A 25484-nucleotide genomic window follows, 5' to 3' on the forward strand; every position below is an offset into this window, starting at 1 on the left:
GAGCTGGGTTCAGAACGTCGTGAGACAGTTCGGTCCCTATCTGTCGTGGGCGCAGGAAATTTGAGAGGAGCTGTCCTTAGTACGAGAGGACCGGGATGGACGTACCGCTGGTGCACCAGTTGTTCCGCCAGGAGCATGGCTGGGTAGCTACGTACGGACGGGATAAGCGCTGAAAGCATCTAAGCGTGAAGCCCCCCTCAAGATGAGATTTCCCAGTATGTAAGACCCCTTGAAGACGACGAGGTAGATAGGTTGGAGGTGGAAGCACGGCAACGTGTGGAGCTGACCAATACTAATCGGTCGAGGGCTTATCCAAAAAAATACCCCACAAAGTGAAGAAGAGGCTGACGAAGCCGATTCCGAGTACCTTCCGGGGGCCCCGTAAGAAGGGCAAACGCCATTTTCGTTTCGGATTCAGTTTTCAGGGAGCAAGACCCTGAACGATTTTAAGCTGTATGTCCTTTATAGGGACTGATATTTTGCTGAAGCGATTCTGCGGAAGTAAAATCAGCGCAAAAATCACGTTTGGTGGCGATAGCGGAGGGGTTCCACGCGTACCCATCCCGAACACGACCGTTAAGCCCTCCAGCGCCGATGGTACTTGGACCGAAGGGTCCTGGGAGAGTAGGACGCCGCCAAGCGGACAACCACTGTTGAGTTACTGACAGTGGCTTTTTTGCGTTGTGCAGGGTTGTGGAAAAGCTGTGGATAATTTTCAGCAACTTCAGAAAAGTTGCACACATGTGGATACAATTACAGTAAGCAATCTATACACCAAACCTCCTGCTAAAAAGCATAAGAATGTGGAGGAGTCAAGAGGAAACCCTAGTAATTCACGGTTTTTGTGGATAAAAAGTGGATTATGTGGATAATGTTCTGGAAATAGTGGATAACTTTTTCGTACATGTATAAAACCGTTTGAACGTGAATTGTTTTGTGTTTTATCTGTGGATAACTTGTAGAGATTCTGTTTTTCTCCGGCAGAATAGCGCTGAGGCGTTTTGCTTGCTATACTCACGTAGAGAGTACTAATACTAACTTTGATGAGGTGAGCGGAAGTGGAAATCAGGCAATTGCATTCTGAGGAGTTTGAAGCGGGCTTGAGCTTGTCCGAATATGCTTTTAAATATAAGGTTGCGGATGAAGACAGAGCTGAAGCCAGACAGAAGTTCAGACATGAAAGAGTATGGGGTGTCTTTGAGGACGGGGTGCTGGGTGCTCAATTGACCTTACTTCCGCTTCAGGTCTACATACAAGGCAAAGTATTTCCTATGGGTGGAATAGCCGGAGTATCCACATGGCCGGAGAACCGCAGGCAGGGGCTTGTGGCCAAGCTATTATCACATACGCTGCAAACGATGAACGAGTCGGGACAGACATTGTCTTTTCTGCATCCGTTTTTGATCCCCTTTTACCGTAAGTTCGGCTGGGAGGTCTACTGTGAGTATAAGAAGTATTCTATTCCTGTGGACAAATTCCCGCGGAAAACTGAAATTCAGGGCAGTGTAAAACGTGATTCTGCCGCTCTCGAAATACTGGAAGGGCTGTATAGCCGATTTGCCGCTGAATACAATGGAACCCTGCAGCGTGATCAGGAGTGGTGGAAGCAAAGAGTATTGGATGCGGACATGCATCATTGTGTTTTTTACTCAGAGCTTGGTGAGCCGGAAGGCTATGTGCTGTATAAAATAGAAAACAATGAACTGGTTATTGATGAATTTATCTTTATGAACGAACAGGCGCGCAGAGGCTTGTGGACATTTCTGGCCAATCACGATTCCATGGTTACCGGAGCTTCGCTCAAGCTGGTGCCTTCAGATGATATCCTTCCTTATTTGCTCCCGGACCCGCGGGTCGCGCAGGAGAATTATCCATACTTTATGGCACGGATTGTGAATGCGCGGACCTTTATAGAGAATTTTACCTTCCGGAGCCACAACAGCCTTGAGAGTAGAACTCTCTATATTGAAGATGAGCATGCCCCTTGGAACAGCGGATTGTGGCAATGGAGTGTGACTGCGGAGGGGACGGCAACTTTAGAACGTCTGGAGGGTGAGAAGGCCGCTGCTGATTTGAGCTGCACCATTGGTACACTTACTGTGATGCTGCTGGGGTACAAACGTCCTGTGGAACTGGCGAAGTATGGACAGCTAACTGGAGGCTCAGCTGACTTAGATTGGCTAGAGACGGTTATTCCCCAAGCCAAAACGGCATTGTTTGATTTTTTCTGATCCTGCAGTTTAGGGCTCTCCCGGCTTCGAGAAGAGGCAGGGGAGCTTTTTACAATAGACCATGCTAATTTCACTGCGGACCGCTTTAGTTGCCTCTTAGTTGAGGAAGAACGGAATACAATGGGCCAAAAAAGTAAAAAATAAAAGCAACCCCTTGGAATTCAGTGAGAATGTGTTATAATATGAAAAAAGTCAAAGAAAGTCAAAGTCAACGCAGCTCACAATCAGTTTTCTGATGAAAGGCAACAACAATGGCGGCAGGCTCTTCATGAATGGCTTTTTTGGTATACCTCCGGTTTGATGCCGTATGAAGCTTAACCCCGGGTTCACCCCGATTCGGGCTATTGCCCTTGGGTTAAGTTCTTAGAGATCATTACCGGATGTAAGCACAAGCAAGAGGTACTATAAGCTTTGAACACTGGAGGATGAGTGATGCGTAATATCTCCGATATTATCGAACAATATCTGAAGAATATTTTGCATGAAAGTCCCGAAGGTACGGTGGAAATTCAGCGCAATGACCTGGCGGACCAGTTCTCATGCGTACCGTCTCAGATCAATTATGTCATCAGTACACGTTTTACTTTGGAAAAGGGCTATGTAGTTGAGAGCAAGCGCGGCGGCGGAGGCTACATTCGGATTCAGCGTTTCGAGCTTCCGCAGAATGTGGCATTGTACGCCCATCTCAATTCTACAATAGGGAAGGATATCGATCAAAATTCCGCCGAAGGACTGATTTATCAGCTGGAGGAGGCCCGGTTTCTAACCAAGCGTGAAGCGTGTCTCATGCGCGCCGCTGTTTCCCGGGAATGCCTGACGGTTAATCTGCCGTACCGGGATGAGATTCGTGCCAAGCTAATGAAGGCCATGCTAATCTCCTTATTGGGCAAATAACGGTCAAATTTGAAGGAGGGACACCGCTTATGCTTTGCCAGGAATGCGGGGTCAAACCGGCGACACTCCATTTTACCAAGATTGTAAATGGGGAGAAGACGGAGTTTCATATTTGTGAAAGCTGTGCGCGTGAGAAAGGGGAGCTAATTCCCGGAACTGCCGGAGGGTTCTCTATTCACAGCCTGCTGTCGGGTCTCTTGGACCTGGAGGGAGCCGGCAAGGAAAAAAATGCAGCGGCCCAGACTGTACAGGGTCTGCGATGTGAGAATTGCGGCATGACTTACTCCCAGTTCAGCAAGCTTGGGCGTTTTGGCTGCAGCTCCTGCTATAAGTATTTTGACAGCACGCTCGATCCGCTCTTCAGACGGGTGCATGGGAGCACCGCTCATGTCGGCAAGCTTCCCAAACGTGCCGGAGCACAGATCATGTGCAAACGCAAAATTGATGAGCTGAAGCAGGAGCTCCAGCAGAGTATTGCAGATGAGGAGTTTGAGACCGCAGCTGAGCTGAGGGACCAGATCCGAAAACTTGAAAAAGAAATGCCACAAGAGTAAAGTCTTTGATATATAGGGGGGATAAGCCATGTCAAGTCTCCGGTTTACCGAACAAGCCCTTAGTGAATGGATGCGCTGCGGCGGCAGTCATTCCGAGATTGTCATCAGCAGCCGGATGCGGATCGCCCGCAATCTGGAGCATCTTCCCTTCCCTTTGCTGGCTTCGGCAGAGCAGTCGGAAGAGGTGCTGGAGCAGCTTGCTCCGGTTTTTCAAGGGGAAGCAGCTGCAAATTTCGGCAGCTTTCAACTGCTGAAGCTGGATGAGCTCGATGAGCTGGACAAAAAAGTGCTTGTGGAGAAGCACCTCATCAGCCCTAATCTGGCCAATGACTCCCGGGGCGGTGCAGTGATCCTGAACGAGGATGAGTCGGTCAGCATTATGATTAATGAAGAAGACCATCTGCGCATTCAGTGCCTGTTCCCTGGTCTGCAGGTTAGAGAGGCTTGGGTAAGGGCGACAGCCATTGATGATATTTTTGAGGGCTCGGTCAATTACGCCTTTGATGATCGAAGAGGGTATTTGACCAGTTGTCCCACTAATGTGGGCACAGGGCTGCGGGCATCGGTGATGGTGCATTTACCCGCACTTGTCATGACTCACCAGATCAACCGGATTTTATCCGCAGTGAATCAGGTGGGACTCACAGTAAGAGGAATTTACGGTGAAGGCAGCGAAGCGGTAGGGAACATCTTTCAGATTTCCAACCAAATCACGCTGGGGCAGACTGAAAATGAGATTATTGAGAATCTGCACAGCGTAGTCACCCAGATTATTGAACATGAACGCAATGCTCGGGAGCGTCTGCTGGCCGATTCGGCTCTGCGGATTACGGACAGAATCAAACGTTCCTACGGGATTTTGTCTTATGCAGCGGTGATGGAGCTGAAGGAGTCCGCACAGCGGCTCTCTGACCTGAGACTGGGAGTCGATCTTGGAATTCTGGAAGGACCGCCGATTTCAGTGCTCAACGAGCTGAATGTGAAGACACAGCCGGGCTTTCTGCAAAAAATGTTCGGAGACGAGATGACGGCCACCGAATGCGATATGTACCGGGCGAAGCTGCTCCGGGAGACACTGGGATCACAACATTAATTATAGATATTTATTATCCGTGGAGGTGCAGGGGATATGATGTTTGGAAGATTTACGGAACGCGCACAAAAGGTGCTCGCACTGGCGCAGGAAGAAGCCGTTCGTTTGGGACACAACAACATTGGGACAGAACATATTTTGCTCGGACTGATTCGTGAAGGAGACGGCATTGCCGCCAAAGCTTTGATTGGTCTGGGTCTGGGTCTTGAGAAAATCCAGGACGAAGTGGAAACACTGATCGGCCGGGGACAAGAACAGCCTACAAACATTGCTTATACTCCTCGTGCCAAAAAGGTGATCGAACTGTCAATGGATGAAGCCCGTAAGCTGGGCCACACTTATGTCGGAACAGAGCATATTCTGCTCGGACTGATCCGTGAAGGCGAGGGCGTAGCCGCCCGTGTACTTAATAACCTCGGAATCAGCCTGAATAAAGCCCGCCAGCAGGTTCTTCAGCTTCTGGGCAGCAGCGAAGCTACTTCGAGCCACAGCGGTGCACCTGCCAATGTCAGCACGCCTACACTGGATGGTCTGGCCCGTGACTTGACCGCTTATGCCAAAGACGGCAACCTTGATCCGGTCATTGGCCGCAGCAAGGAGATTGAGCGTGTAATTCAAGTGCTCAGCCGCCGGACCAAAAACAATCCGGTGCTGATTGGTGAACCTGGGGTTGGTAAAACAGCGATCGCTGAAGGTTTGGCACAGAAAATCATTAACAACGAAATTCCGGAAACTCTGCGGGACAAACGCGTAATGACCCTGGACATGGGTTCTGTGGTTGCCGGTACGAAATACCGCGGTGAGTTCGAAGACCGCCTCAAAAAAATTATGGATGAGATTCGCCAGGCGGGGAATATTGTACTCTTCATTGATGAGTTGCACACCCTGATCGGCGCAGGCGGTGCGGAAGGCGCCATTGATGCTTCCAATATTCTGAAGCCTGCACTCGCCCGTGGAGAGCTGCAATGCATTGGGGCGACCACGCTGGATGAATACCGCAAATATATTGAGAAGGATGCAGCGTTGGAGCGCCGGTTCCAGCCGATCACGGTGGATCAGCCTTCTCCGGAAGAAGCTGTGCAAATTCTCTACGGTCTGCGTGACCGCTATGAAGCCCATCACCGGGTGAAGATTACAGATGAAGCTATCGTGGAAGCGGTGAAGCTGTCCGACCGCTACATCCCTGACCGCTTCCTGCCGGATAAGGCGATTGACCTGATTGATGAAGCAGGTTCCAAGGTAAGACTCAACTCTTACACCATCCCGCCAAATCTGAAGGAACTGGAAATGCGTCTGGACGATATCCGCAAGGAAAAGGATTCCGCTGTGCAGAGCCAAGAGTTCGAGAAAGCAGCTGCACTGCGCGATACCGAACAGAAAATCCGTGAGGAACTGGATACTACCAAAAACCAATGGAAAGAAAAACAGGGACGTACCGATTCCCAAGTAACGCCAGAGGATATTGCTCAAGTGGTTGCCAGCTGGACAGGTATTCCTGTCAGCAAGCTGAAGGAAGAAGAAACCGACCGCCTGCTGAACATGGAAGCCCTGCTCCATGAACGTGTCATTGGTCAGGATGAAGCAGTGAAGGCTGTCAGCCGGGCACTGCGCCGGGCGCGTGCAGGTCTTAAAGACCCTAAACGTCCAATGGGTTCCTTCATCTTCCTCGGACCAACCGGGGTAGGTAAAACCGAGCTGGCCCGTGCGCTTGCCGAAGCTATGTTCGGTGATGAAAACGCGGTGGTCCGTATCGATATGTCCGAGTACATGGAGAAGCATTCCACTTCCCGTCTGGTCGGGGCGCCTCCAGGGTATGTCGGTTATGAAGAAGGCGGACAATTGACCGAGAAGGTCCGCCGCAAGCCCTATTCTGTAGTGCTCCTGGACGAAATTGAGAAGGCACATCCGGAGGTATTCAATATCCTGCTGCAGGTGCTGGAAGACGGCCGCTTGACTGATTCCAAAGGCCGTGTAGTCGACTTCCGCAACACTCTGATCATTCTGACCTCCAATGTTGGGGCACAGGCAATCAAGAAGAATTCGACGCTTGGATTTACAGCTGTGCAGGATGCAGGAGCGGATTACAATAACATGAAGGGAAAAGTCATGGAAGAGCTCAAGAAGAGCTTCCGCCCTGAGTTCCTGAACCGTATTGACGAAATCATCGTCTTCCACTCCCTAGAAGAAAAGCATATTGCCGAAATCGTCACGCTCATGTCCGATGAATTGCGCAAGCGGCTGCGTGAATATGATGTGGACTTTATGCTTACAGATGGTGCCAAGGCCTTCCTGGCCAAAGAAGGCTACGATCCTGCCTTTGGTGCCCGTCCACTGCGCCGGGCCATTCAGAAGCATATCGAAGACCGTCTGTCCGAAGAGCTGCTGAAGGGCAACATCAAGAAAGGGGATTCCCTCAAGATTGATGAAGTTAACGGTGAGCTTGTGGTAACCACAGTGGAACCGCCGGTAGCAGTCACTCCGGAAAAAGAGGTTGGAACCGAATAACAGCTGCGTATTTGAAACAAAGCTCCCGCTCCTCCGTATAGAGGAGCGGGAGCTTTTTTGAATTATAATATAATTCGCATTAAATACCGATGTTTAATTGAGCGGTATTTCAGGCACGTTAATGAGGAAGATTGTAAAAAAGTAGATCATAAGTGACCTTCCGTTCAGTGTGCAGAAATGGTAAACTTTGAGTATGAGTAAATTATCCGCAATTTTAGTAAGTTTGGACTGATAGGAGCACACATGGCTAAACCAAAAACGAAATTTTTCTGCACCGAATGCGGCTACGAATCGCCGAAGTGGTTCGGTAAATGTCCCGGCTGCCAGGCATGGAATTCCATGGTGGAAGAGACGGAAAGCGTAGTTAAAACACAAGGGATGACTGCACCGATTTTTCAGAGTAAAGAAAAGGCGCAATCGATCATAAATATAGAAAGTGATAAGGAGCCGCGTATCCTGACAGGCATTGGTGAGCTTAACCGTGTGCTTGGGGGAGGCATTGTGCCCGGCTCGCTGGTGCTGGTAGGCGGTGATCCGGGGATCGGTAAATCGACGCTCCTGCTGCAGACCTCCCATGCGCTGACCACCCAGGGATTGCGTGTATTGTATATTTCAGGAGAAGAGTCAGTCCGGCAGACAAAGCTGCGTGCAGACCGCCTCGGGGCGCTGTCGGCAGAGCTGTATGTGCTGTGTGAGACAAATATGGAGAGCATTGAAGAAGCCATTGAACAGATCCAGCCCCAGTTTCTTGTCATTGACTCTATTCAGACCGTATTTATGCCGGAAGTGACAAGCGCACCCGGCAGTGTGACGCAGGTCCGGGAATGTACAACAAGGTTCATGCGGATTGCCAAAATTCGCGGAATTGCCACGGTTCTGGTAGGGCATGTGACCAAAGAGGGGGCTATTGCCGGACCGCGAATGCTGGAGCATATGGTCGATTGTGTGCTCTATTTTGAAGGGGAGCGGCATCACACATACCGGTTGCTGCGAGCGGTCAAGAACCGGTTTGGTTCCACTAATGAGATTGGTATTTTTGAGATGGGGGAAATCGGGCTTACCGAGGTGGAGAATCCCTCCGAGCTCTTTTTGTCGGAGCGCCCGCTGGGAGTAGCCGGATCAGCCGTTGTTGCCAGTATGGAGGGCACCAGACCCGTGCTTGTCGAGCTTCAGGCGCTGGTAGCCGCCACCCATTTCCCTTCCCCGCGGCGGATGTGCACGGGCATGGATCATCAAAGAATGGCACTTATTATTGCGGTACTCGAGAAGCGGATGGGGATGTTTCTGCAGAACCAGGATGCTTACCTCAATGTTGCTGGCGGGGTGAAGCTGGATGAACCAGCCATTGATCTGGCGGTTGCCGTCAGTATTGCTTCCAGCTTCCGTGATATATCGACAAAGCCTTACGATGTTTTTTTTGGCGAAGTTGGACTTACTGGAGAAGTGAGAGGGGTTTCCCGTGCGGAGACACGCGTCAAGGAGGCTGCTAAGCTGGGCTTCCGGAGAGTCATAATGCCCGAAAAAAGCATGAAAGGCTGGAAGCATCCGCAGGATATCCAGATTATTGGCGTCAGCACCGTAGCAGATGCACTAGCGGTCGCGTTAGATTAGGGGGCACTGAACAATGAAGGAATTAGAAAATATGAATGACCTGCTCAGAATGGCGGCGCCGGGAACACCCTTCCGGGAAGGCCTGGAGAATGTGCTTCGCGCGAAGACAGGCGCGCTTATTGTTGTCGGATATAGTCCTGAAGTGATGGAGGTTGTAGATGGCGGTTTTTCCATTAACTGTGATTTTTCGCCCAATTATTTATATGAGCTGGCCAAAATGGACGGCGCGATTATATTAAGCGAAGATTTGAAGCGGATTCTCTATGCGAATACACAGCTGATTCCTGATTCCTCCATCTCCTCTATCGAGACAGGCATCCGGCACCGGACAGCCGAGCGTGTTGCCAAGCAGACAGGCAAGCTTGTTGTTTCCATCTCCCAGCGGCGGAATATCATCACGCTCTATCAGGGCTCCATCCGGTATGCGCTCAAAGAAATCGGATCGATCCTGGCCAAGGCCAATCAGGCGATTCAAACGCTGGAAAAATATAGAGCCGTGCTCACGCAGAGTCTGACCAATCTGTCGGCTTCAGAGTATGAGGGGATTGTCACTGTAGCTGAGGTAGTCGGAGTGATTCAACGTGTGGAAATGGTGCTGCGGATTAAGATGGAGATCAAGCGCTATATCAATGAGCTTGGTAATGAAGGGCGTCTTATCAGTATGCAAATGGAAGAACTGGTTGGAAATACAGAGGAAGAAGCATGGCTTCTGTACAGAGACTATGCCAGAGAGGAGCAGGAGGACAAAATCCGCGAAATAATCGCCGGACTCAAACGCACCAGCGATGATGACCTGATGGATGATAATCATATTGCCCGTTTGCTCGGGTATTCTTCTACGGCGATTTCTTCTGAGGAAGTGGTGACGCCGCGCGGATATCGTCTGCTGAACAAAATTCCGCGGCTGCCGAATGTGATCATCCACAATCTGGTTGAACGGTTTGAAATGCTGCCTAACCTGATGACGGCGAGCATCGCCGAATTGGATGAGGTGGATGGCATCGGAGAAGTGCGCGCCCGCAATATTCAGGACGGACTGAAACGGCTGCAGAAGCAAGTTCTTATTGACAGGCAAATGTAAATAACATACAATCACGTAATATTGAAGACTTAATGGCTCACAGTAAGAAAACAGAGGTGAAGAAATGATACAAAAATCAATTCCGAGTTTATTTACCATTGGTAACTTAATGCTTGGGATGTTTGGTATCATGATGGCGTTTGACGGTAAACTGAGCATGGCCGCTATCATGGTGATTATCGCTATGCTGTTAGACGGGCTGGACGGTCGTGTTGCGCGGGCGCTGAAATGCGAAAGTGAATTTGGCAAGGAGCTGGACTCTTTATCCGATGTCGTTTCGTTTGGAGTAGCGCCGGCTCTAATCATGTATATTACAAGCTTACAGGATTTGAATTCTGCATTAGGCTGGACCGTAACGGCAATTTTTCCGGTATTCGGTGCGCTTCGTTTGGCCCGTTTTAATGTCCGCCCCGGCATTCCGGGATATTTTGTAGGGCTTCCGATTCCGGCTGCGGGTGGGGTGCTGGCTACATTGGCGCTTTTTCATAAAGATGTATCGGCTCCATATATGATTGTTGCTACGCTGTTGTTGTCCTATCTCATGGTCAGCACGGTTAAATATCCGAATTTCAAAAAGGTTGGCCTGCCCAAAAAGGCAGTTGTCGGCTCACCTGTAGTAATTGTGATCGCGGTTGCGGTTGCCGTGATTTTTCCGGAGCAAATCTCCAAGGTGATTTTTGTACTGCTTGCGTTATATGCGCTGTATGGATTTAAGCAAAATATCGACCGGCTGACGGCCCGCCGCCGCCACCGCCGCAGACGCCGCGCAGAAGATAAAGTATATCAATCCAAGAATGGATAATCAGCTGCTGCAAGGCAGAGAGATTCACCGTTATTATTAGGTTTTTTAACAAATATGCAAACGCAAAAAAGGCTTTGCCGTTCCCTGGGATCAGTGGATGGCGAAGCCTTTTTGGATTGTGGAGAAAAAAGAGCGCATCAAGCGGATCAGGAGAAATTAAACAATCCTAGCGTGGCGCATTTTTGCGATTCCTTTTCTACAACCTCGTCCATATTAATGTCAAGCAAATTGCAGAGGGCAGACATATAGAACAGCTCGCGTCCCAGCTCCGAGGCCACCACCTCACGGCAGTTCTCACACAATTCCCCTTGAAGATGAGTCCCTGCAAGTTCCTTGGCTTGTTCAAGCCCCAAACCGGGCTCAAATACCTGCTTCTTGGCGTGCAGCTGAATACAGCCGCATTCGGTAATGGCTTTGACGACTGCACGATTGACGGAAGCGCTGCTCTGCCCGTTTTTGGACATTACATCCAGAAGACTACGGTGACGGAGCAGCAGTTCGGAGACTTGATCCTGGAAGGCCTGTAAACTTGGTGCGCTCATTATCCATTCACCCCTGGGTTCGTAATTGAGTTCATTATATGTCAGGCCCTCCCCTGTTTTCAACCAAATAATAGAAGTTTCCGGTTATCTTTTTACTGCAGTTGCTGTCTCTTGTCAGAAAAAATAACAGGCTCACGGATTATTGTCCCAAAAAATGGAACATACTGGTGAGGAACAGATCATTTTTGGATGAATAAAAGGAGGTGCCTAAGGGTATGTGGAAAAAATTAATTTTAATGCTTGCCGCAGTATGCGGAGCTTGGTCAGGGTATACGCTATACCATGCGGCAGAAAGAGGATTCCCGGCAGGAATGGATAAACTGGGAGACAGCTTGCCCGTGCAGGGCAGTATTTTGTTTGCGGTGCTGGGTGCCATTATTTTTTTGTTTGCGGGGACTTTATGCGCGGAGTGGGGAGGTTCGAAACTGCGGGAAACGGTGCAGTATTATTCGCGCATCCCGATGAATGAACTGGCTGCAGGTGCAGCTGGGCTTACGGGAGGGCTTTTGTTATCCCTGCTGTTGTATCCTGCAATGGCCTGGCTTGGAAAGGCAGGAGAACTGCTGCAGGTGGCTGCTACGCTTACGTTCGGGTATATGGGGCTGCGTATTGGGCTGGAAAAGAAAGAGGAGCTGGCTTCGCTGTGGACAACCGGCCGCTGGGGACAAGCACCGGAGCCGGAAGGCCGCGGGCTGGAAGAACACAAGATTCTGGATACAAGCGTCATTATTGACGGGCGGATTGCCGATATCTGCAAAACGGGATTTATTGAAGGAACCATCGTAATCCCGGAATTCGTTCTGGAGGAGCTGCAGCATATTGCCGATTCTTCGGATCTGCTGAAACGCAACCGCGGGCGGCGCGGGCTGGATATCCTGAACAAAATCCAAAAAGAGCTGGATGTGAAGGTCCTGATCTACGAAGGTGATTTTGAGGAAATCTCTGAAGTGGACAGCAAGCTGGTGAAGCTGGCAAAAGTACTGCGCGGCAAGGTGGTAACCAATGATTTTAACCTGAATAAGGTATGTGAACTGCAGGGAGTGTCGGTTCTTAATATTAATGATCTGGCCAATGCGGTGAAGCCGGTGGTTCTCCCTGGTGAAGAGATTATCGTGCAAGTGATCAAGGATGGCAAGGAGCATGGTCAGGGCGTTGCCTATTTGGATGACGGAACCATGATTGTGGTTGAAGGCGGGCGTGAATATATCGGTACAACCATGGAGGTTCTGGTCACCAGTGTGCTGCAAACTTCGGCGGGACGCATGATCTTTGCCAAGCCAAAGCTGATGGAAAAAGCGCAATAAACAGTTCCGGGACTGTGAAAGCTGCTCCAGCGGGTTGGAAATAGCCGTCAAACACGTTATGATGGGGGTATACGTGCAGACAGGAGAAGGGCAGAATGTCAAACAGTGTAGGCGCCGTGATCGTGGCGGCAGGCAGAGGAACAAGAATGGGGACTGTAGAGAGCAAGCAGTATTTGCTGCTGCAGGGGAAACCTATTATCGTGCATACCCTGGAGGTATTTCAGCGGCATCCGCTGATCTCTCAAATCGTACTGGTTACGGGCAAAGAAGATGTGGACCGCTGCCGGGAGTGGGTTAAGACCTACAGACTCGACAAAGTGATATCTGTAGTAACCGGGGGCTCCGAACGCCAGCATTCCGTGCATAGGGGGCTGAGACATCTTCAGACAGCCTGGGTAATGGTGCATGATGGAGTCCGTCCGTTTGTGCAGATTAACGAAATCACAGCCTGCTATGAGCTTGCCAGGGAGATTGGTGCCTCAGTGCTTGCTGTACCGGTAAAAGATACGATCAAGCAGGTGGACAAGGATGGCAAAGTGCTGTCTACACCGGATCGGCGAAGTCTGTGGGCGATTCAGACCCCGCAGACTTTTCGTCTGTCCGAGCTGCTTGCGGCGTATGAATCGGCAGAGCGCGACGGATTTCTCGGCACCGATGATTCCAGTCTGGCGGAGCGCAGCGGTATTCCGGTTGCTGTTGTGGAGGGGAGTTACGCCAACATTAAGATTACCACACCGGAGGATCTTGATTTTGCAGAATTTACACAAAGAAGCAGGGGAGAGGTACAAACATGATTGCTGTAGGACAAGGTTTCGATGTACACCAGTTAGTGGAAGGAAGGCCATGCATTATTGGCGGTGTCACCATACCCTATGAAAAAGGATTGCTTGGACATTCCGATGCCGATGTGCTGCTGCACGCGGTGAGCGATGCCATTCTGGGCGCGCTGGGGCTTGGCGATATCGGCAGGCATTTTCCCGATACCGACCCGGCGTTCAAGGATGCGGACAGTCTGAAGCTGCTGGAGCAGGTGTGGGCACTTGCCCGTGAGCGCGGCTATAAGCTCGGAAATATCGACTCCACGATTATTGCCCAGAAGCCGAAGATGGCACCTTATATCCCGCAAATGACCGAGATTATCGCGAATGTACTGGGTGCCGAGACATCGAAGGTGAATGTAAAAGCAACCACCACCGAGCAGCTTGGCTTCACCGGACGCGGAGAAGGAATTGCGGCACAATCTATTGTCTGTCTGCTCCAAGATGTGATATCATCTTGAGATGGCTGCACGTTGCCTAATTTTAACCATTATGAAGCGGAGGGATTGACATGGCAGATCAAGTCCGGGTGCGCTACGCACCAAGCCCTACGGGACATTTACATATCGGAAATGCCAGAACGGCATTGTTCAATTATCTGTTCGCCCGTAATCTGGGCGGCAAATTCATTATCCGGATCGAAGATACGGACGTAAAGCGCAACATTGCTGAGGGAGAAGAAAGCCAGCTCAAATATTTGAAGTGGCTGGGAATGGATTGGGATGAAAGCGTGGATGTCGGTGGTGAATATGGACCTTACCGCCAGACTGAACGTTTGGATCTGTACCGCATATACTGGCAGGAGCTGCTTGACCGTGGTCTTGCATACCGGTGCTACTGCACCGAAGAAGAGCTGGAAGCGGAACGTGAAGAGCAGGCTGCACGCGGCGAGACTCCGCGTTATTCCGGCAAGCACCGGAATCTGACCGAGGAGCAGCAGAAGGCGTATGAAGCGGAAGGACGCATTGCAAGCATCCGTTTCCGTGTGCCGGAGGACCGCACTTATACCTTTGATGATATCGTAAAGGGCAGCATTTCTTTTAATAGCAAAGAAATGGGCGACTTTGTCATTGTGAAGAAGGATGGAATACCGACCTATAACTTCGCGGTGGCAGTGGATGACCATCTGATGGAAATAAGCCATGTCCTGCGTGGAGAAGACCATATCTCCAATACCCCCCGCCAGTTGATGATTTATGAAGCCCTTGGCTGGGAAGCGCCGCTGTTTGGCCATATGACACTGATTGTCGGTGATGACCACAAGAAGCTGAGCAAACGCAACGAATCCATTATCCAGTTCATCGAGCAGTATGATCAGCTCGGCTATTTGCCGGAAGCACTGTTCAACTTCATTGCTCTGCTGGGCTGGTCGCCGGAAGGCGAGGAGGAGATTTTCAGCAAGGAAGAGCTGATCTCCATCTTCACCGCAAACCGTCTCTCTAAGAGTCCGGCTGTATTTGACACGAATAAGCTTGCGCATTTGAACAACCACTATATCAAACATGCCGATCCGAAGCGGATCGCGGCTTTGGCTATTCCCCATCTGCAAAAAGCCGGAAGATTGCCGGAATCGTTGAATGAGGAACAGCAGGCTTGGGCGGAAAGTCTGGTTGCTCTGTACCAGGAGCAGATGACTTCCGCGTCGAATATCGTGGAGCTGTCAGAGCTGTTTTTCCGCAGCCACGTAGAGCTTGAAACGGAGGCCTCCCAGATCTTGGCCGAAAGCCAGGTTCCTGAGGTCCTGTCCGCTTTCCTGGCCAAAGTGGAAGCCACTGATGATTTTACTGCCGGCAACATGGCTGTTCTGATCAAGGAAGTGCAGAAAGAGACCGGGCATAAGGGCAAAGCGCTGTTTATGCCGATTCGTGTCGCTTTAACCGGACAAACGCATGGCCGTGATTTGAACGCGACCATAGTGCTGCTTGGCCGAAGCCGGGTCATTGAACGTCTGAAATCGCAGATCAAAGGGGCTTAAGCAGGGACAACAGAGCGGATAACCCCTTGTCAGTCCGTTGTCTTTTAGCTAAGATAGAAGAATATAATAATAGCTGGGATCAGGAAAAGTATGCGTACAAAGACAATTGCCAGAGAGAATAACCGCTAAGGGTTTCCCCTTTGCAGGCTGGAAGTTATTCATTTGTCTGCCGCAGAACATGCGCCTGTGAGCTGCACGGTTGAGCGTTCCTGCCTGGAATGTTAGACCGTGCCGGGAACGTTGCCGTTACAGACGCCAAGAGGGACACAGGGTGCTTGCTGGCCGGAAATGCTGACCAGTACAATAGCCCATGTCCAAGCAGAGTGGAACCGCGGTTAAACGTCTCTGCAGCTTTATGCTGCAGAGGCGTTTTTTGTTGAAATATGGGGAGAGTTGTACGTGTAAGACAAGGCTCACAGCATACACATAGAGGGAATGTGGGCTGCAGACAATACCTTCCTTGCGTACCTGTAAACAGGAGGCGGGAAGCCAAAGAAGAGGGGAACCGTGATGTTTAAGCATATCAAGTCGGACATTCGGGCAGTATTCGACAACGATCCGGCAGCCCGCAGCTGGTTTGAGGTTGTCTTCACTTACGCCGGACTTCATGCGATTTGGGCACACCGGATAGCCCACTCTTTTTATAAGCGGCGGTGGTTTACACTTGCGCGTATCGTTTCCCAGGTGAGCCGGTTCATGACCGGTGTGGAGATTCATCCAGGGGCAACGATCGGCAGCCGCCTATTCATTGACCATGGAATGGGTATTGTAATCGGAGAGACCTGTGAAATCGGTGATGATGTGATTATCTATCAGGGAGTTACGCTGGGGGGAACGGGAAAAGAAAAAGGAAAACGTCATCCGACCGTAGGCAACAACGTTGTAATTGGCTCCGGTGCAAAAGTACTGGGATCGTTCCAGATCGGCGATAATTGCAATATCGGCTCCAACGCGGTTGTTCTCCGTGAGGTGCCAAGCAATAGTACGGTGGTGGGCAACCCCGGGCGGGTGGTCAAGCGCAACGGGGAACGGGTATCCGACAGGCTCGACCATACCAAGATGCCGGACCCGCTTGTCGATTCACTTCGTTTCCTGCAAAAAGAGATCGAAGAGATCAGAGAGCAGCTCGGTACGGAAGACAAGCAGAAAAAAGAGCAGCGCCGGCTGGAAAGCCAGCAGTATATCGGTGATTACGAAATTTAAGCATACCGGGATTCTTCAGGAGAAACCGGGGGCAGGCAGAAAGGGTTGGAATCAAGGATGGCTTTGCAAATCTATAACACAATGACACGCAGCAAGGAAACATTTGTTCCACAGGAATCAGGAAAGGTGAAGATGTACGTATGCGGACCCACCGTGTATGGCTATATGCACATCGGAAATGCCAGACCGGTGATTGTTTTTGACATGGTCCGGAACTACCTGGAGCAAATAGGGAACGAAGTAAATTATGTGACCAACTTCACGGATGTGGATGACAAGCTGATCCGCAAGGCCGAGGAGATGAAGACTACAGTAGCTGAGGTTGCGGAGATTTTTATCGCTGCCTATCAGGAGGATCTTGCGGGGCTTGGCGTAAAATCAGCGACGATGAACCCGCGCGTTACTCAGAGCATGGAGCTGATTATCGAATTCATCAAGGAGCTTGAGGATAAAGGCTATGCCTATGAGAGTGGCGGCGACGTCTATTACCGCACAGCCAAATTTGCCGATTATGGCAAGCTGTCCCGCCAGAATCTGGATGAGCTGCAGTTCGGCATCCGGGTGGAAGTGGATTCACGCAAAGAAAAACCCGAGGATTTTGTCCTTTGGAAGGCAGCTAAGCCTGGAGAAGTCCACTGGCACAGCCCATGGGGTGAAGGCCGTCCCGGCTGGCATATTGAGTGCTCGGCCATGGCCCGTGAATTTCTTGGCGATACTATTGATATTCATGGCGGCGGACAGGATTTGCAGTTCCCGCATCATGAATGCGAATGCGCCCAGACGGAGGCATTAACCGGCAAACCGCTCTCCAACTACTGGATGCATAACGGGTTCATTAATATCGGTGACGAAAAAATGTCGAAATCGCTCGGCAACGGTCTGCTGGTGAAAGATATCCGCCAGCGCTTCAAAGCGGGGGCCATCCGTTATTTTATGCTCTCCACCCACTACCGCAACCCGCTGAATTTCACTGAAGAATCCATGCTGTCCGCAGAAAAAAGCGCAGAGCGCATCGCTCTCGCGGAGAGCAATGTAAAGCACCGGCTTGAGCTTGATCCAGAAGGGGCCAAAGGCCGGGCAAGCGAGCAGATCACGGAGCGTTTGGCCGCGATTGCAGCCAATTTCCATGCCAGAATGCAGGATGACTTCAACACTCCGGATGCTATTACCGCCATGTTTGACTGGGTAAGTCTTGCGAATAATACACTTGCGAATCCGGAAGCACTGTCCGCAGATTTCTCGGCCCTGCTGCAGGCTTTTGCCGAGATGAATGCTGTGCTGCGCCTGACCCCGGAGACTGAGGAAGAGGTTGCCGGCGAGGAAGTGGAGAAGCTGATCGCTGAACGGGCCGAAGCGCGCAAGAATAAAAACTGGGGACGTTCCGATGAGATCCGCGATGAACTGAATGCCATGGGGATTCTGCTTGAGGATACTCCTCAAGGCATGCGGTGGCGGCGGAAATGAGCGGGCCATTTAATCTGGAGAGTGCCTGGTTTCCCTATGAGCCCTCCAAGCCGGCCCGGCTGCTCTCTCCGCTAGTACTGGCATATGCCGGAGATGCTATCTATGAGGTAGCGGTACGCCAGTATTTAATCTCGCTGCCGAATCTTCGCCCGAATCATTTGCACCGTACAGCGACAGGGCTGGTCTCGGCCAAAGCGCAAAGCACGATCCTTGCCTACCTGGAACCGATGCTTACCGATGAGGAGAAGGATGTCGCCCGGCAAGGAAGAAATGCCAAATCCGGGACCATTCCCAAAAATGCGGATGTTCTGGAATACCGGCATGCCACTGCTTTTGAATGCTTGATCGGCTATTTGTATTACACAGGCCAGCAGGCCAGAATCCGGGAGCTTGTTGACAGCAGCATACAATACATGATGAATCGGCCTAAGTAAGGCTGCATGGGTATATATTTTAGAGAACAGGAGGCATGAACATGGAAGAATTGAAAACAGAAGAGGAAGTATTGGCCGGCAAGCATTCAGTGCTTGAAGCGCTTCGTGCCGGCCGTACACTCAATAAGATTTGGATCGCCGAAACGGCGCAAAAGCATCTGACCGCACCCATTATTGCCGAAGCGCGCAAAGCGGGAATTGTGATTCAGCATGTGGACAAAAGAAAGCTGGACCAGCTTGCACCCGGGGTACAGCATCAAGGGGTAGTTGCACAGGCGGCACCTTTTGCGTATGCAGAGGTTGCGGATATCCTGGCAGCGGCAGAAGCCAAGGGAGAACCTCCTTTTCTGCTTTTGCTGGATGAAATCGAAGACCCCCATAATCTTGGCTCCATTCTGCGTACCGCTGACTGCACGGGTGTACATGGAGTTATTGTTCCCAAGAGACGGTCTGCACAGATCACAGCAACTGTGTCCAAAACCTCTGCAGGAGCCGTTGAATATGTGCCCGTTGCACGTGTTACCAACCTTGGACAGACCATTGACCGCCTCAAAGAGCTGGGAGTCTGGGTAGTTGGCACCGACGTGGATACCGATCAGAATCTGTATGCATCGGATATATTTACAGGTCCGGTAGCGGTGGTAATCGGGAACGAGAATAAAGGAATGGGCCGTCTGATCCGGGAGAAATGCGATGTTCTGCTGAAGCTGCCTATGGCCGGTAAGATCAATTCGTTAAATGCATCGGTCGCTGCTGGCGTCATCATGTACGAGGTGCTGCGCCGCCGGCATCAGCAAGGATAGTTATGGCCGACTGGCGCGATATTCTGCTTGTGGATGGATACAACATGATTGGCGGCTGGTCTGACCTTGCCGAATTGTCACTCTCAGGAATGCAGGGAGCGCGGGACCGGCTGCTGGATATGCTGGCAGATTATCAGGCGTTTTCCGGGCTGCGCGTCATTGCCGTATTCGATGCTTACCGTGTGCCGGGCCTGGGAAGGTCTTTTGTGCAGGGAAAAGTGCAGGTGTTTTTCACCAAAGAAAAAGAAACGGCCGATGAATGCATTGAGCGGCTGGTCGGTGAGTTCAGTCACCGCAGACGGCAGATTTACGTGGCCACCAGTGATTTTGTGGAGCAGCATGTCATTTTTGCTCAAGGAGCATTGCGGTTGTCTGCCAGGGAACTGCGGCTTGAAATCGAAGAGAGCCAGAAGCAGGTCAAAAAGGTGATTGAGCCCGGAAACATCAGCTCCACAAGGCATTCCCTGGAAGAGAAACTGCCGCCAGAGACCCGTAGACGTCTAGAAGACTGGCGGCGTCAGTAAGAAGGCTGGAGAATGAAGCGTTTTCGGATAAAATGCCATAATATGCTATTGAAGATTGTTTTTGGTCAATCTGCGGTTGACGGTGTAAGGTAACATAATATATACTGATCCTATATTTCGCGAAGTGACGATGTGTCTTGCGTTGCAGCCGGGGGGATTCTTGGTGAGTGTCGACCTCAAGGAAATAATGCTGTCCGAGTATGATTTCATAAGTGATGAAGAAATTGTCGAGATCTTCCGTGGTGGCGACAGTGGCGCATTGGAGCATCTGATTAACAAGTACCGTAATTTTGTCCGAGCCAAGGCCCGTTCCTATTTTTTGATTGGGGCAGACCGTGAAGATATTGTACAGGAAGGCATGATTGGCCTGTATAAGGCAATTCGTGACTTTAAGGGTGACAAGCTTTCTTCATTCAAGGCTTTTGCTGAACTCTGTATTACCCGCCAGATTATAACTGCCATTAAGACGGCTACCCGCCAGAAGCATATTCCGCTCAATTCCTATGTCTCTTTGGACAAGCCGATCTATGATGAGGATTCTGACCGGACCCTGATGGATGTCATTTGCGGAACCCAGGTGCTGGATCCCGAAGAGCTCATTATCAACCAGGAGGAATTCATCGGTCTGGAAGATAAGATGGCTGAGATTCTGAGTGATCTGGAACGCAAGGTTCTGATGCTCTATCTGGACGGACGGTCCTATCAGGAGATTGCAGAGGATTTGAAGCGGCATGTGAAGTCGATTGACAACGCCTTGCAGCGGGTGAAACGTAAATTGGAAAGATATCTGGAAGTGCGTGACAATTGATGATATACTGTACAGGAAAGGCTCGGGACTCGAGTCTTTTTTAGTGTTTTGTGCTTTTCAACTGAATGGACAAGAGAATTGTAATCGTCCCGTTGTCAGCAGGTTTACACCCAGTGCAAATGCTCCATAATGTTAAGTAGAGATGGATAAGTCATGCCGAACGCAGCACAACCAAGGAAAACTTTCGTTTCAGCAGACGATACCGGAAGATTCTCCTTGAGGATCTGAAAAGGGTTCATGCAATTATGGATTCTGGTCTTACTAGACAGCGGTTGATGTGAAAAATTAAGACCAAAGACAACACGTTCTACATGGCTACAGCACCTGAAATTACCCAATGCGATGGGGGAATTCTTTCGTTGACACAGTGGTTGACATTATGCTAAAGTGTTTTAGGTAGGCCTAAATTCGCGGCTTTTTTTAGGATCAATATTTGCGTCTTCTAATTTAAGATTAGAAGGACGTCTTCGGGAGGTGCACATCATGCGGGTAATTATCACTTTGGCTTGTACAAGTTGCAAACAAAGAAACTATGCGACAACCAAAAACAAGCGAAATCACCCCGACCGCTTGGAGATGAAGAAATTTTGCAAGTTCTGTAACGAGCAAACTCCTCATCGCGAAACCAGATAGTCTTTGGAGGTGTAGTCGGCGTGAAACGTAGTTTCAAGTCTTTGTTTTCCTTTTTCACTGAGAGCTGGAGTGAACTCAAAAAAGTTCGCTGGCCTAGCCGTAAGGAATTGAAGAACTACACATTGATCGTTCTCGGTACAATTGTAGTGATTGCTCTTTACTTCTGGGTTCTGGACATCGGTATTTCCGCTGTGATTGAAGCGATTATTTAGAGAGGTCCCAGGTGGCTTGATATGGAAAAAAGATGGTATGTTGTTCATACCTATTCCGGGTATGAGAATAAGGTTAAGGCCAATTTGGAAAAACGCGTTGAGTCTATGGGCATGGAAGACAAAATATTCCGTGTTCTTGTTCCTATGGAAGAAGAACTGGTAAACAAGGACGGCAAGAAAAAAACCGTTATGCGTAAAGTTTACCCTGGATATGTTTTGGTCGAAATGGTTCAGACTGATGATTCATGGTATGTGGTCCGCAATACGCCGGGCGTTACCGGATTTGTTGGTTCGACAGGTTCCGGGTCCAAACCTACCGCTCTGCTTCCGGAAGAAGTTGAACAAATTCTGAAGCATATGGGCATGGTTGAACCTAAAGCGAAGATTGATTTCGAAATCAAGGAATCCGTACGTATTATGGTTGGTCCGTTTGCGAATTTTGTGGGCTCCGTGGAAGAAATTTTGGCTGACAAGAGCAAGATCAAAGTGCATGTCAACATGTTTGGACGGGAAACCCCGCTGGAGTTGGATTTCACTCAAGTGGAGAAAATATAACAGTCGCAAGGGTTTCTTGTGGGAGAACGCTATCTAGCGTTCGAATACCACTATTTACGCAAGGAGGTGTCACTCATGGCTAAAAAAGTTATCAAAATGGTGAAACTGCAGATTCCTGCAGGGAAAGCGAATCCAGCGCCTCCAGTAGGTCCGGCGTTAGGTCAAGCAGGTGTCAACATCATGGCATTCTGTAAGGAATTCAACGCTCGTACTGCCGACCAGGCTGGTCTGATCATCCCGGTTGAAATTACAGTATTTGAAGACCGTTCCTTTACCTTCATCACCAAAACTCCTCCGGCTGCCGTTCTGCTTCGCATCGCTGCAAAAGTAGAAAAAGGATCCGGTGAACCAAACAAGAAAAAAGTAGCGAAGCTGGGCCGCGCAGCGGTTCGTGAAATCGCTGAAACCAAAATGCCTGACCTTAACGCTGCTTCTATCGAAGCTGCAATGCGTATGGTTGAAGGTACTGCCCGGAGTATGGGTATCACAATCGAAGACTAATATGTTTTCGGTGAACCGGTCTTGCATGACCGCAATATGTGGGAGGAATTTCCGCTAATACCACAAAGGAGGAACATTTTCATGGCTAAACATGGTAAGAAGTACCAGGAATCCGCTAAGCTGATCAACAGCGAAGCGACTTACGAGCCTTCAGAAGCTGTAGAGCTTGTGAAAAAGGCGGCAACTGCCAAATTCGACGAAACCGTTGAAGCAGCAGTTCGTCTGGGTGTAGACCCGCGTAAACAAGACCAGGCTGTTCGTGGTGTTGTTGTCCTGCCTCACGGCACAGGCAAAACACAACGCGTGCTTGTATTTGCAAAAGGTGAAAAAGCGAAAGAGGCAGAAGCTGCCGGTGCGGATTATGTAGGCGATCAGGATATGATCAACAAAATCCAACAGGGCTGGTTTGAATTCGATGTCTGCGTAGCTACACCTGATATGATGAGCGAAGTCGGTAAGCTTGGCCGTCTGCTTGGTGGTAAAGGCCTCATGCCTAACCCTAAAGCCGGCACAGTTACTTTCGACGTTACCAAGGCTGTTCAAGAAATTAAAGCCGGTAAAATCGAATACCGTCTCGATAAAGCAGGCCAAATTCACGCGCCTATCGGCAAAGTGTCTTTTAATGCTGAACAATTGAACGATAATCTTAAAGCTCTGATCGACGCTCTTAACCGTGCGAAACCGGCAGCTGCCAAAGGTGTATACCTGAAAGGCATCGCAGTTTCGTCCACTATGGGACCAAGCGCTCGTGTGAACACTACTGCTTTTAGATAAATAAAGGTTGACTCCTGGAGTCATCTTTGATAATCTGTAACAGTTGTGAACTTTAAGGTGATCATTCTTGAACTTGAATATGCTTACCGTAGACAGTAGGTGCCGCAAGGCTTAATTTCCTACCGAGGTGTTGTGATAGAAACAAGAAGTGTATGGCGCTTGCCTGACCGCTTTCGTTTTATCAAGCCTTCGTGAATCTGCGGAGGCTTTTCTAATGCCTGCGTAGGAACGGCGAGCATTCCCCGGAAAAAATCGTCGTAACATAATTTTCAGGAGGTGTATACAATTGGCAAATGCAAAAGTAATCCAAGCTAAACAGGATGCGGTTGATGTTGTAACTGGCAAGCTGCAGAACAGTGTTTCTACTGTTGTTGCGGACTACCGCGGATTGAATGTTTCCCAAGTGACTGAACTGCGCAAGCAGCTTCGTGAAGCCGGGGTTGATTTTCAAGTCCTGAAGAACACATTGGTTCGTCGCGCTACAGCTGCGGCTGAACTGACTGAACTCGATGCGGTTCTGACTGGTCCTACAGCGGTCGCTTTCAGCGAAACAGACGCCGTAGTAGCAGCCAAGATTCTGAACGATTTCGCTAAAAAGAACGAAGCTCTGAAACTTAAGGGCGGCGTTGTAGAAGGCCGTGTCATCGATGCGGACCAACTGAAAGCACTGGCTGAGCTTCCTTCCCGCGAAGGTTTGCTGTCCATGCTGCTTAGCGTGCTTCAAGCTCCAATGCGCAACTTCGCGCTTGCAGTTAAAGCTGTCGCTGAGAAGGAAGAACAAAGCGCGTAAGCCTTTGCTTCCAGCATTATAATCTTTAACACAAACAAATTATAATATAAAATGGAGGTTCAATCATGAGTAAAGAAACAATCTTGGAAGAAATTAAAGGCATGAGCGTATTGGAACTGAACGACCTGGTTAAAGCAATCGAAGAAGAGTTCGGCGTAACTGCTGCAGCTCCAGTAGCAATGGGCGGAGGCGCTGCAGTTGCTGCAGAAGCAGAGCAATCCGAATTCGACGTAATTTTGACAGGCGCTGGCGCTTCCAAAATCAACGTTATCAAAATCGTTCGCGAAATCACAGGTCTGGGCTTGAAAGAAGCTAAAGACCTCGTAGACAACGCTCCAAAACCAATCAAAGAAAAAGTAAGCAAAGAAGATGCAGAAGCTGTAAAAGCGAAATTGGAAGAAGCAGGCGCAGCTGTAGAAGTGAAGTAATATAAGCCTTGTGGTTTGACCCCGGGAATGGGTGTTGTGCTTGCTCCCGGCTCTCTAGCAACCCCCTTGAACTTGTTCAAGGGGGTTGCTGTATAAGTTACGTCTCGATAGAACGAGCAGAATTGAAAGGGAGGATTATATGTCGCAGCATTATTACTCGCAGCAACCGGATGTACGTCATGACAGACGCACCATTGAGACGGTTCTGAGAGGAAAAAGCCTCCGCTTTACCAGCGACGCCGGTGTCTTTTCCAAGGGAGACATTGATTACGGCAGCCGTGTACTGATTGAAGCAATGGAGATTCGGGACGGATCAACCGTGCTTGATGTGGGCTGCGGTTATGGCCCTATTGGGATCAGTGCAGCTTACCTGGCGCCCAAGGGACATGTCACGATGATTGATATCAACAGCCGGGCGGTAGAACTTGCCCGTGAGAATGCCCGGAACAATGGGGCCCACAACGTTACTGTTATGGAGAGTGATGTACTCTCTGCAGTGAAGGGACAGAAGTTTGATGTGATTGTAACCAATCCTCCGATCCGTGCCGGCAAGGTGGTGGTGCACCGGATTTTTGAAGAGGCCTATGACCATTTGAATGAAGGCGGAACGCTGTGGGTGGTTATCCAGAAGAAACAGGGAGCGCCATCGGCGGCAGCTAAGCTTGAAAGTTTGTTTGGGGATGTAGAAGAAGTGGGCAAAGATAAAGGCTATCGGATAATTAAAGCCCGGAAATAAAAATATATAACATGTTGACATGTGTTGTCGATAGTGTTATTATTATAAAATGTCAGTATTAAGCTAGGCTCCATGTCTTTAGTTTGCTGAAATGTCAAGTAATTTATTGTCGCCCGGTAAGCGCAGGCCGTACGGCAAGTTTTTGCGAATTCAGTTCTCTATGTTCCTGTCACGGCGAAGGTCGCCGGGTCAATAGATAATAGCGCATA

27 protein-coding genes, 2 rRNA genes and 1 other annotated feature are annotated in these 25484 nt (G+C 49.8%); of the genes, 28 read left to right on the top strand and 1 reads right to left on the bottom strand.

Annotated features, from left to right (window positions below; translation table 11 throughout):
- The 10 genes from BLQ82_RS28595 to pssA all read left to right on the top strand — a co-directional run.
- Positions 1–316 (top strand): 23S ribosomal RNA (locus tag BLQ82_RS28595); the annotation flags it as partial.
- A gap of 208 nt (positions 317–524) precedes the next feature.
- A 5S ribosomal RNA gene (gene rrf, locus BLQ82_RS28600) occupies positions 525–641 on the top strand.
- Positions 642–1058: 417 nt separating this feature from the next.
- A complete protein-coding gene (locus tag BLQ82_RS28605) occupies positions 1059–2231 on the top strand; it encodes a GNAT family N-acetyltransferase (protein WP_062520306.1) in 1173 nt (390 codons plus the stop codon).
- A gap of 432 nt (positions 2232–2663) precedes the next feature.
- Positions 2664–3125 (top strand): CtsR family transcriptional regulator, encoded by a 462-nt coding sequence (locus BLQ82_RS28610; RefSeq protein WP_020427103.1) that lies wholly within the window; start codon positions 2664–2666, stop codon positions 3123–3125.
- Positions 3126–3154: 29 nt separating this feature from the next.
- Complete coding sequence (gene mcsA, locus BLQ82_RS28615) at positions 3155–3679, top strand: protein-arginine kinase activator protein McsA (protein WP_062520308.1); 525 nt, start codon at positions 3155–3157, stop codon at positions 3677–3679.
- Positions 3680–3707: 28 nt separating this feature from the next.
- A complete protein-coding gene (gene mcsB, locus BLQ82_RS28620) occupies positions 3708–4772 on the top strand; it encodes a protein-arginine kinase McsB (RefSeq protein ID WP_062520310.1) in 1065 nt (354 codons plus the stop codon).
- Positions 4773–4808: 36 nt separating this feature from the next.
- Positions 4809–7277, top strand: a complete 2469-nt coding sequence (gene clpC / locus BLQ82_RS28625; protein ID WP_062520312.1) for an ATP-dependent protease ATP-binding subunit ClpC — start codon at positions 4809–4811, stop codon at positions 7275–7277.
- Between the two features lie 243 nt (positions 7278–7520).
- On the top strand, positions 7521–8888 hold the full coding sequence (gene radA / locus BLQ82_RS28630) for a DNA repair protein RadA (protein WP_039832588.1): 1368 nt from the start codon (positions 7521–7523) through the stop codon (positions 8886–8888).
- Positions 8889–8901: 13 nt separating this feature from the next.
- Positions 8902–9969 (top strand): DNA integrity scanning diadenylate cyclase DisA, encoded by a 1068-nt coding sequence (gene disA, locus BLQ82_RS28635; RefSeq protein ID WP_020427098.1) that lies wholly within the window; start codon positions 8902–8904, stop codon positions 9967–9969.
- Between the two features lie 64 nt (positions 9970–10033).
- Positions 10034–10771 (top strand): CDP-diacylglycerol--serine O-phosphatidyltransferase, encoded by a 738-nt coding sequence (pssA, locus tag BLQ82_RS28640; RefSeq protein WP_062520313.1) that lies wholly within the window; start codon positions 10034–10036, stop codon positions 10769–10771.
- Between the two features lie 146 nt (positions 10772–10917).
- Here pssA and BLQ82_RS28645 read toward each other — a convergent pair whose 3' ends face one another.
- A complete protein-coding gene (locus BLQ82_RS28645; protein WP_025706608.1) occupies positions 10918–11313 on the bottom strand; it encodes a nucleoside triphosphate pyrophosphohydrolase family protein in 396 nt (131 codons plus the stop codon).
- Positions 11314–11528: 215 nt separating this feature from the next.
- On the opposite strand from BLQ82_RS28645, the gene BLQ82_RS28650 reads away from it, so the two are divergent.
- From BLQ82_RS28650 to BLQ82_RS28735, 18 genes are all read left to right on the top strand, one after another.
- On the top strand, positions 11529–12617 hold the full coding sequence (locus tag BLQ82_RS28650; RefSeq protein ID WP_062520315.1) for a PIN/TRAM domain-containing protein: 1089 nt from the start codon (positions 11529–11531) through the stop codon (positions 12615–12617).
- A gap of 95 nt (positions 12618–12712) precedes the next feature.
- Complete coding sequence (gene ispD / locus BLQ82_RS28655) at positions 12713–13411, top strand: 2-C-methyl-D-erythritol 4-phosphate cytidylyltransferase (RefSeq protein ID WP_062520317.1); 699 nt, start codon at positions 12713–12715, stop codon at positions 13409–13411.
- On the top strand, positions 13408–13896 hold the full coding sequence (ispF, locus tag BLQ82_RS28660) for a 2-C-methyl-D-erythritol 2,4-cyclodiphosphate synthase (RefSeq protein ID WP_062520319.1): 489 nt from the start codon (positions 13408–13410) through the stop codon (positions 13894–13896). The genes ispD and ispF overlap by 4 nt, the downstream gene beginning before the upstream one ends.
- 50 nt (positions 13897–13946) lie before the next feature.
- Positions 13947–15410, top strand: coding sequence for a glutamate--tRNA ligase (gene gltX / locus BLQ82_RS28665; protein ID WP_062520321.1), 1464 nt, complete (start codon positions 13947–13949; stop codon positions 15408–15410).
- A 510-nt stretch (positions 15411–15920) separates the two neighbouring features.
- Positions 15921–16613, top strand: a complete 693-nt coding sequence (cysE, locus tag BLQ82_RS28670) for a serine O-acetyltransferase (protein ID WP_020427091.1) — start codon at positions 15921–15923, stop codon at positions 16611–16613.
- Positions 16614–16670: 57 nt separating this feature from the next.
- Positions 16671–18077 (top strand): cysteine--tRNA ligase, encoded by a 1407-nt coding sequence (gene cysS, locus BLQ82_RS28675; RefSeq protein WP_062520323.1) that lies wholly within the window; start codon positions 16671–16673, stop codon positions 18075–18077.
- A complete protein-coding gene (locus tag BLQ82_RS28680; protein ID WP_062520325.1) occupies positions 18074–18511 on the top strand; it encodes a Mini-ribonuclease 3 in 438 nt (145 codons plus the stop codon). The genes cysS and BLQ82_RS28680 overlap by 4 nt, the downstream gene beginning before the upstream one ends.
- A gap of 41 nt (positions 18512–18552) precedes the next feature.
- Positions 18553–19314, top strand: a complete 762-nt coding sequence (gene rlmB, locus BLQ82_RS28685; RefSeq protein ID WP_025706601.1) for a 23S rRNA (guanosine(2251)-2'-O)-methyltransferase RlmB — start codon at positions 18553–18555, stop codon at positions 19312–19314.
- A 2-nt stretch (positions 19315–19316) separates the two neighbouring features.
- Positions 19317–19838: an NYN domain-containing protein gene (locus BLQ82_RS28690; RefSeq protein ID WP_062520327.1), complete on the top strand. Its 522-nt coding sequence runs from the start codon at positions 19317–19319 to the stop codon at positions 19836–19838.
- 163 nt (positions 19839–20001) lie between these two features.
- Positions 20002–20646 (top strand): RNA polymerase sporulation sigma factor SigH, encoded by a 645-nt coding sequence (sigH, locus tag BLQ82_RS28695; RefSeq protein WP_019908203.1) that lies wholly within the window; start codon positions 20002–20004, stop codon positions 20644–20646.
- Positions 20647–21129: 483 nt separating this feature from the next.
- Positions 21130–21279 (top strand): 50S ribosomal protein L33, encoded by a 150-nt coding sequence (gene rpmG, locus BLQ82_RS28700; RefSeq protein WP_074086515.1) that lies wholly within the window; start codon positions 21130–21132, stop codon positions 21277–21279.
- A 20-nt stretch (positions 21280–21299) separates the two neighbouring features.
- Complete coding sequence (gene secE / locus BLQ82_RS28705; RefSeq protein ID WP_020427085.1) at positions 21300–21491, top strand: preprotein translocase subunit SecE; 192 nt, start codon at positions 21300–21302, stop codon at positions 21489–21491.
- Between the two features lie 21 nt (positions 21492–21512).
- Positions 21513–22046: a transcription termination/antitermination protein NusG gene (nusG, locus tag BLQ82_RS28710; RefSeq protein ID WP_020427084.1), complete on the top strand. Its 534-nt coding sequence runs from the start codon at positions 21513–21515 to the stop codon at positions 22044–22046.
- A gap of 75 nt (positions 22047–22121) precedes the next feature.
- Positions 22122–22547, top strand: a complete 426-nt coding sequence (gene rplK / locus BLQ82_RS28715; protein ID WP_020427083.1) for a 50S ribosomal protein L11 — start codon at positions 22122–22124, stop codon at positions 22545–22547.
- An 81-nt stretch (positions 22548–22628) separates the two neighbouring features.
- The gene (gene rplA, locus BLQ82_RS28720) at positions 22629–23321 is read left to right on the top strand and encodes a 50S ribosomal protein L1 (RefSeq protein WP_020427082.1); all 693 of its coding nucleotides are present in this window, start codon (positions 22629–22631) and stop codon (positions 23319–23321) included.
- Between the two features lie 68 nt (positions 23322–23389).
- Positions 23390–23543: a sequence feature (ribosomal protein L10 leader region), on the top strand.
- 64 nt (positions 23544–23607) lie between these two features.
- Positions 23608–24111 (top strand): 50S ribosomal protein L10, encoded by a 504-nt coding sequence (rplJ, locus tag BLQ82_RS28725; RefSeq protein WP_062520328.1) that lies wholly within the window; start codon positions 23608–23610, stop codon positions 24109–24111.
- A 65-nt stretch (positions 24112–24176) separates the two neighbouring features.
- Positions 24177–24539, top strand: a complete 363-nt coding sequence (gene rplL / locus BLQ82_RS28730) for a 50S ribosomal protein L7/L12 (RefSeq protein ID WP_062520330.1) — start codon at positions 24177–24179, stop codon at positions 24537–24539.
- Between the two features lie 139 nt (positions 24540–24678).
- Positions 24679–25275 carry a class I SAM-dependent methyltransferase gene (locus tag BLQ82_RS28735; RefSeq protein ID WP_062520332.1) on the top strand — a complete coding sequence of 199 codons (597 nt, stop codon included), beginning with the start codon at positions 24679–24681 and terminating at the stop codon, positions 25273–25275.
- Positions 25276–25484: the final 209 nt, after the last annotated feature.

The sequence above is a fragment of the Paenibacillus jilunlii genome (assembly GCF_900102965.1).
Lineage (GTDB): Bacteria > Bacillota > Bacilli > Paenibacillales > Paenibacillaceae > Paenibacillus_AQ > Paenibacillus_AQ jilunlii.

Bases quoted from the DNA above. Each gene is read 5' to 3' on its own strand.
- BLQ82_RS28610 (WP_020427103.1), top strand. From the start codon at position 2,664: ATGCGTAATATCTCCGATATTATCGAACAATATCTGAAGAATATTTTG.
- mcsA (WP_062520308.1), top strand. From the start codon at position 3,155: ATGCTTTGCCAGGAATGCGGGGTCAAACCGGCGACACTCCATTTTACC.
- mcsB (WP_062520310.1), top strand. From the start codon at position 3,708: ATGTCAAGTCTCCGGTTTACCGAACAAGCCCTTAGTGAATGGATGCGC.
- clpC (WP_062520312.1), top strand. From the start codon at position 4,809: ATGATGTTTGGAAGATTTACGGAACGCGCACAAAAGGTGCTCGCACTG.
- radA (WP_039832588.1), top strand. From the start codon at position 7,521: ATGGCTAAACCAAAAACGAAATTTTTCTGCACCGAATGCGGCTACGAA.
- disA (WP_020427098.1), top strand. From the start codon at position 8,902: ATGAAGGAATTAGAAAATATGAATGACCTGCTCAGAATGGCGGCGCCG.
- pssA (WP_062520313.1), top strand. From the start codon at position 10,034: ATGATACAAAAATCAATTCCGAGTTTATTTACCATTGGTAACTTAATG.
- BLQ82_RS28645 (WP_025706608.1), bottom strand. From the start codon at position 11,313: ATGAGCGCACCAAGTTTACAGGCCTTCCAGGATCAAGTCTCCGAACTG.
- BLQ82_RS28650 (WP_062520315.1), top strand. From the start codon at position 11,529: ATGTGGAAAAAATTAATTTTAATGCTTGCCGCAGTATGCGGAGCTTGG.
- ispD (WP_062520317.1), top strand. From the start codon at position 12,713: ATGTCAAACAGTGTAGGCGCCGTGATCGTGGCGGCAGGCAGAGGAACA.
- ispF (WP_062520319.1), top strand. From the start codon at position 13,408: ATGATTGCTGTAGGACAAGGTTTCGATGTACACCAGTTAGTGGAAGGA.
- gltX (WP_062520321.1), top strand. From the start codon at position 13,947: ATGGCAGATCAAGTCCGGGTGCGCTACGCACCAAGCCCTACGGGACAT.
- cysE (WP_020427091.1), top strand. From the start codon at position 15,921: ATGTTTAAGCATATCAAGTCGGACATTCGGGCAGTATTCGACAACGAT.
- cysS (WP_062520323.1), top strand. From the start codon at position 16,671: ATGGCTTTGCAAATCTATAACACAATGACACGCAGCAAGGAAACATTT.
- BLQ82_RS28680 (WP_062520325.1), top strand. From the start codon at position 18,074: ATGAGCGGGCCATTTAATCTGGAGAGTGCCTGGTTTCCCTATGAGCCC.
- rlmB (WP_025706601.1), top strand. From the start codon at position 18,553: ATGGAAGAATTGAAAACAGAAGAGGAAGTATTGGCCGGCAAGCATTCA.
- BLQ82_RS28690 (WP_062520327.1), top strand. From the start codon at position 19,317: ATGGCCGACTGGCGCGATATTCTGCTTGTGGATGGATACAACATGATT.
- rpmG (WP_074086515.1), top strand. From the start codon at position 21,130: ATGCGGGTAATTATCACTTTGGCTTGTACAAGTTGCAAACAAAGAAAC.
- nusG (WP_020427084.1), top strand. From the start codon at position 21,513: ATGGAAAAAAGATGGTATGTTGTTCATACCTATTCCGGGTATGAGAAT.
- rplK (WP_020427083.1), top strand. From the start codon at position 22,122: ATGGCTAAAAAAGTTATCAAAATGGTGAAACTGCAGATTCCTGCAGGG.
- rplA (WP_020427082.1), top strand. From the start codon at position 22,629: ATGGCTAAACATGGTAAGAAGTACCAGGAATCCGCTAAGCTGATCAAC.
- rplL (WP_062520330.1), top strand. From the start codon at position 24,177: ATGAGTAAAGAAACAATCTTGGAAGAAATTAAAGGCATGAGCGTATTG.
- BLQ82_RS28735 (WP_062520332.1), top strand. From the start codon at position 24,679: ATGTCGCAGCATTATTACTCGCAGCAACCGGATGTACGTCATGACAGA.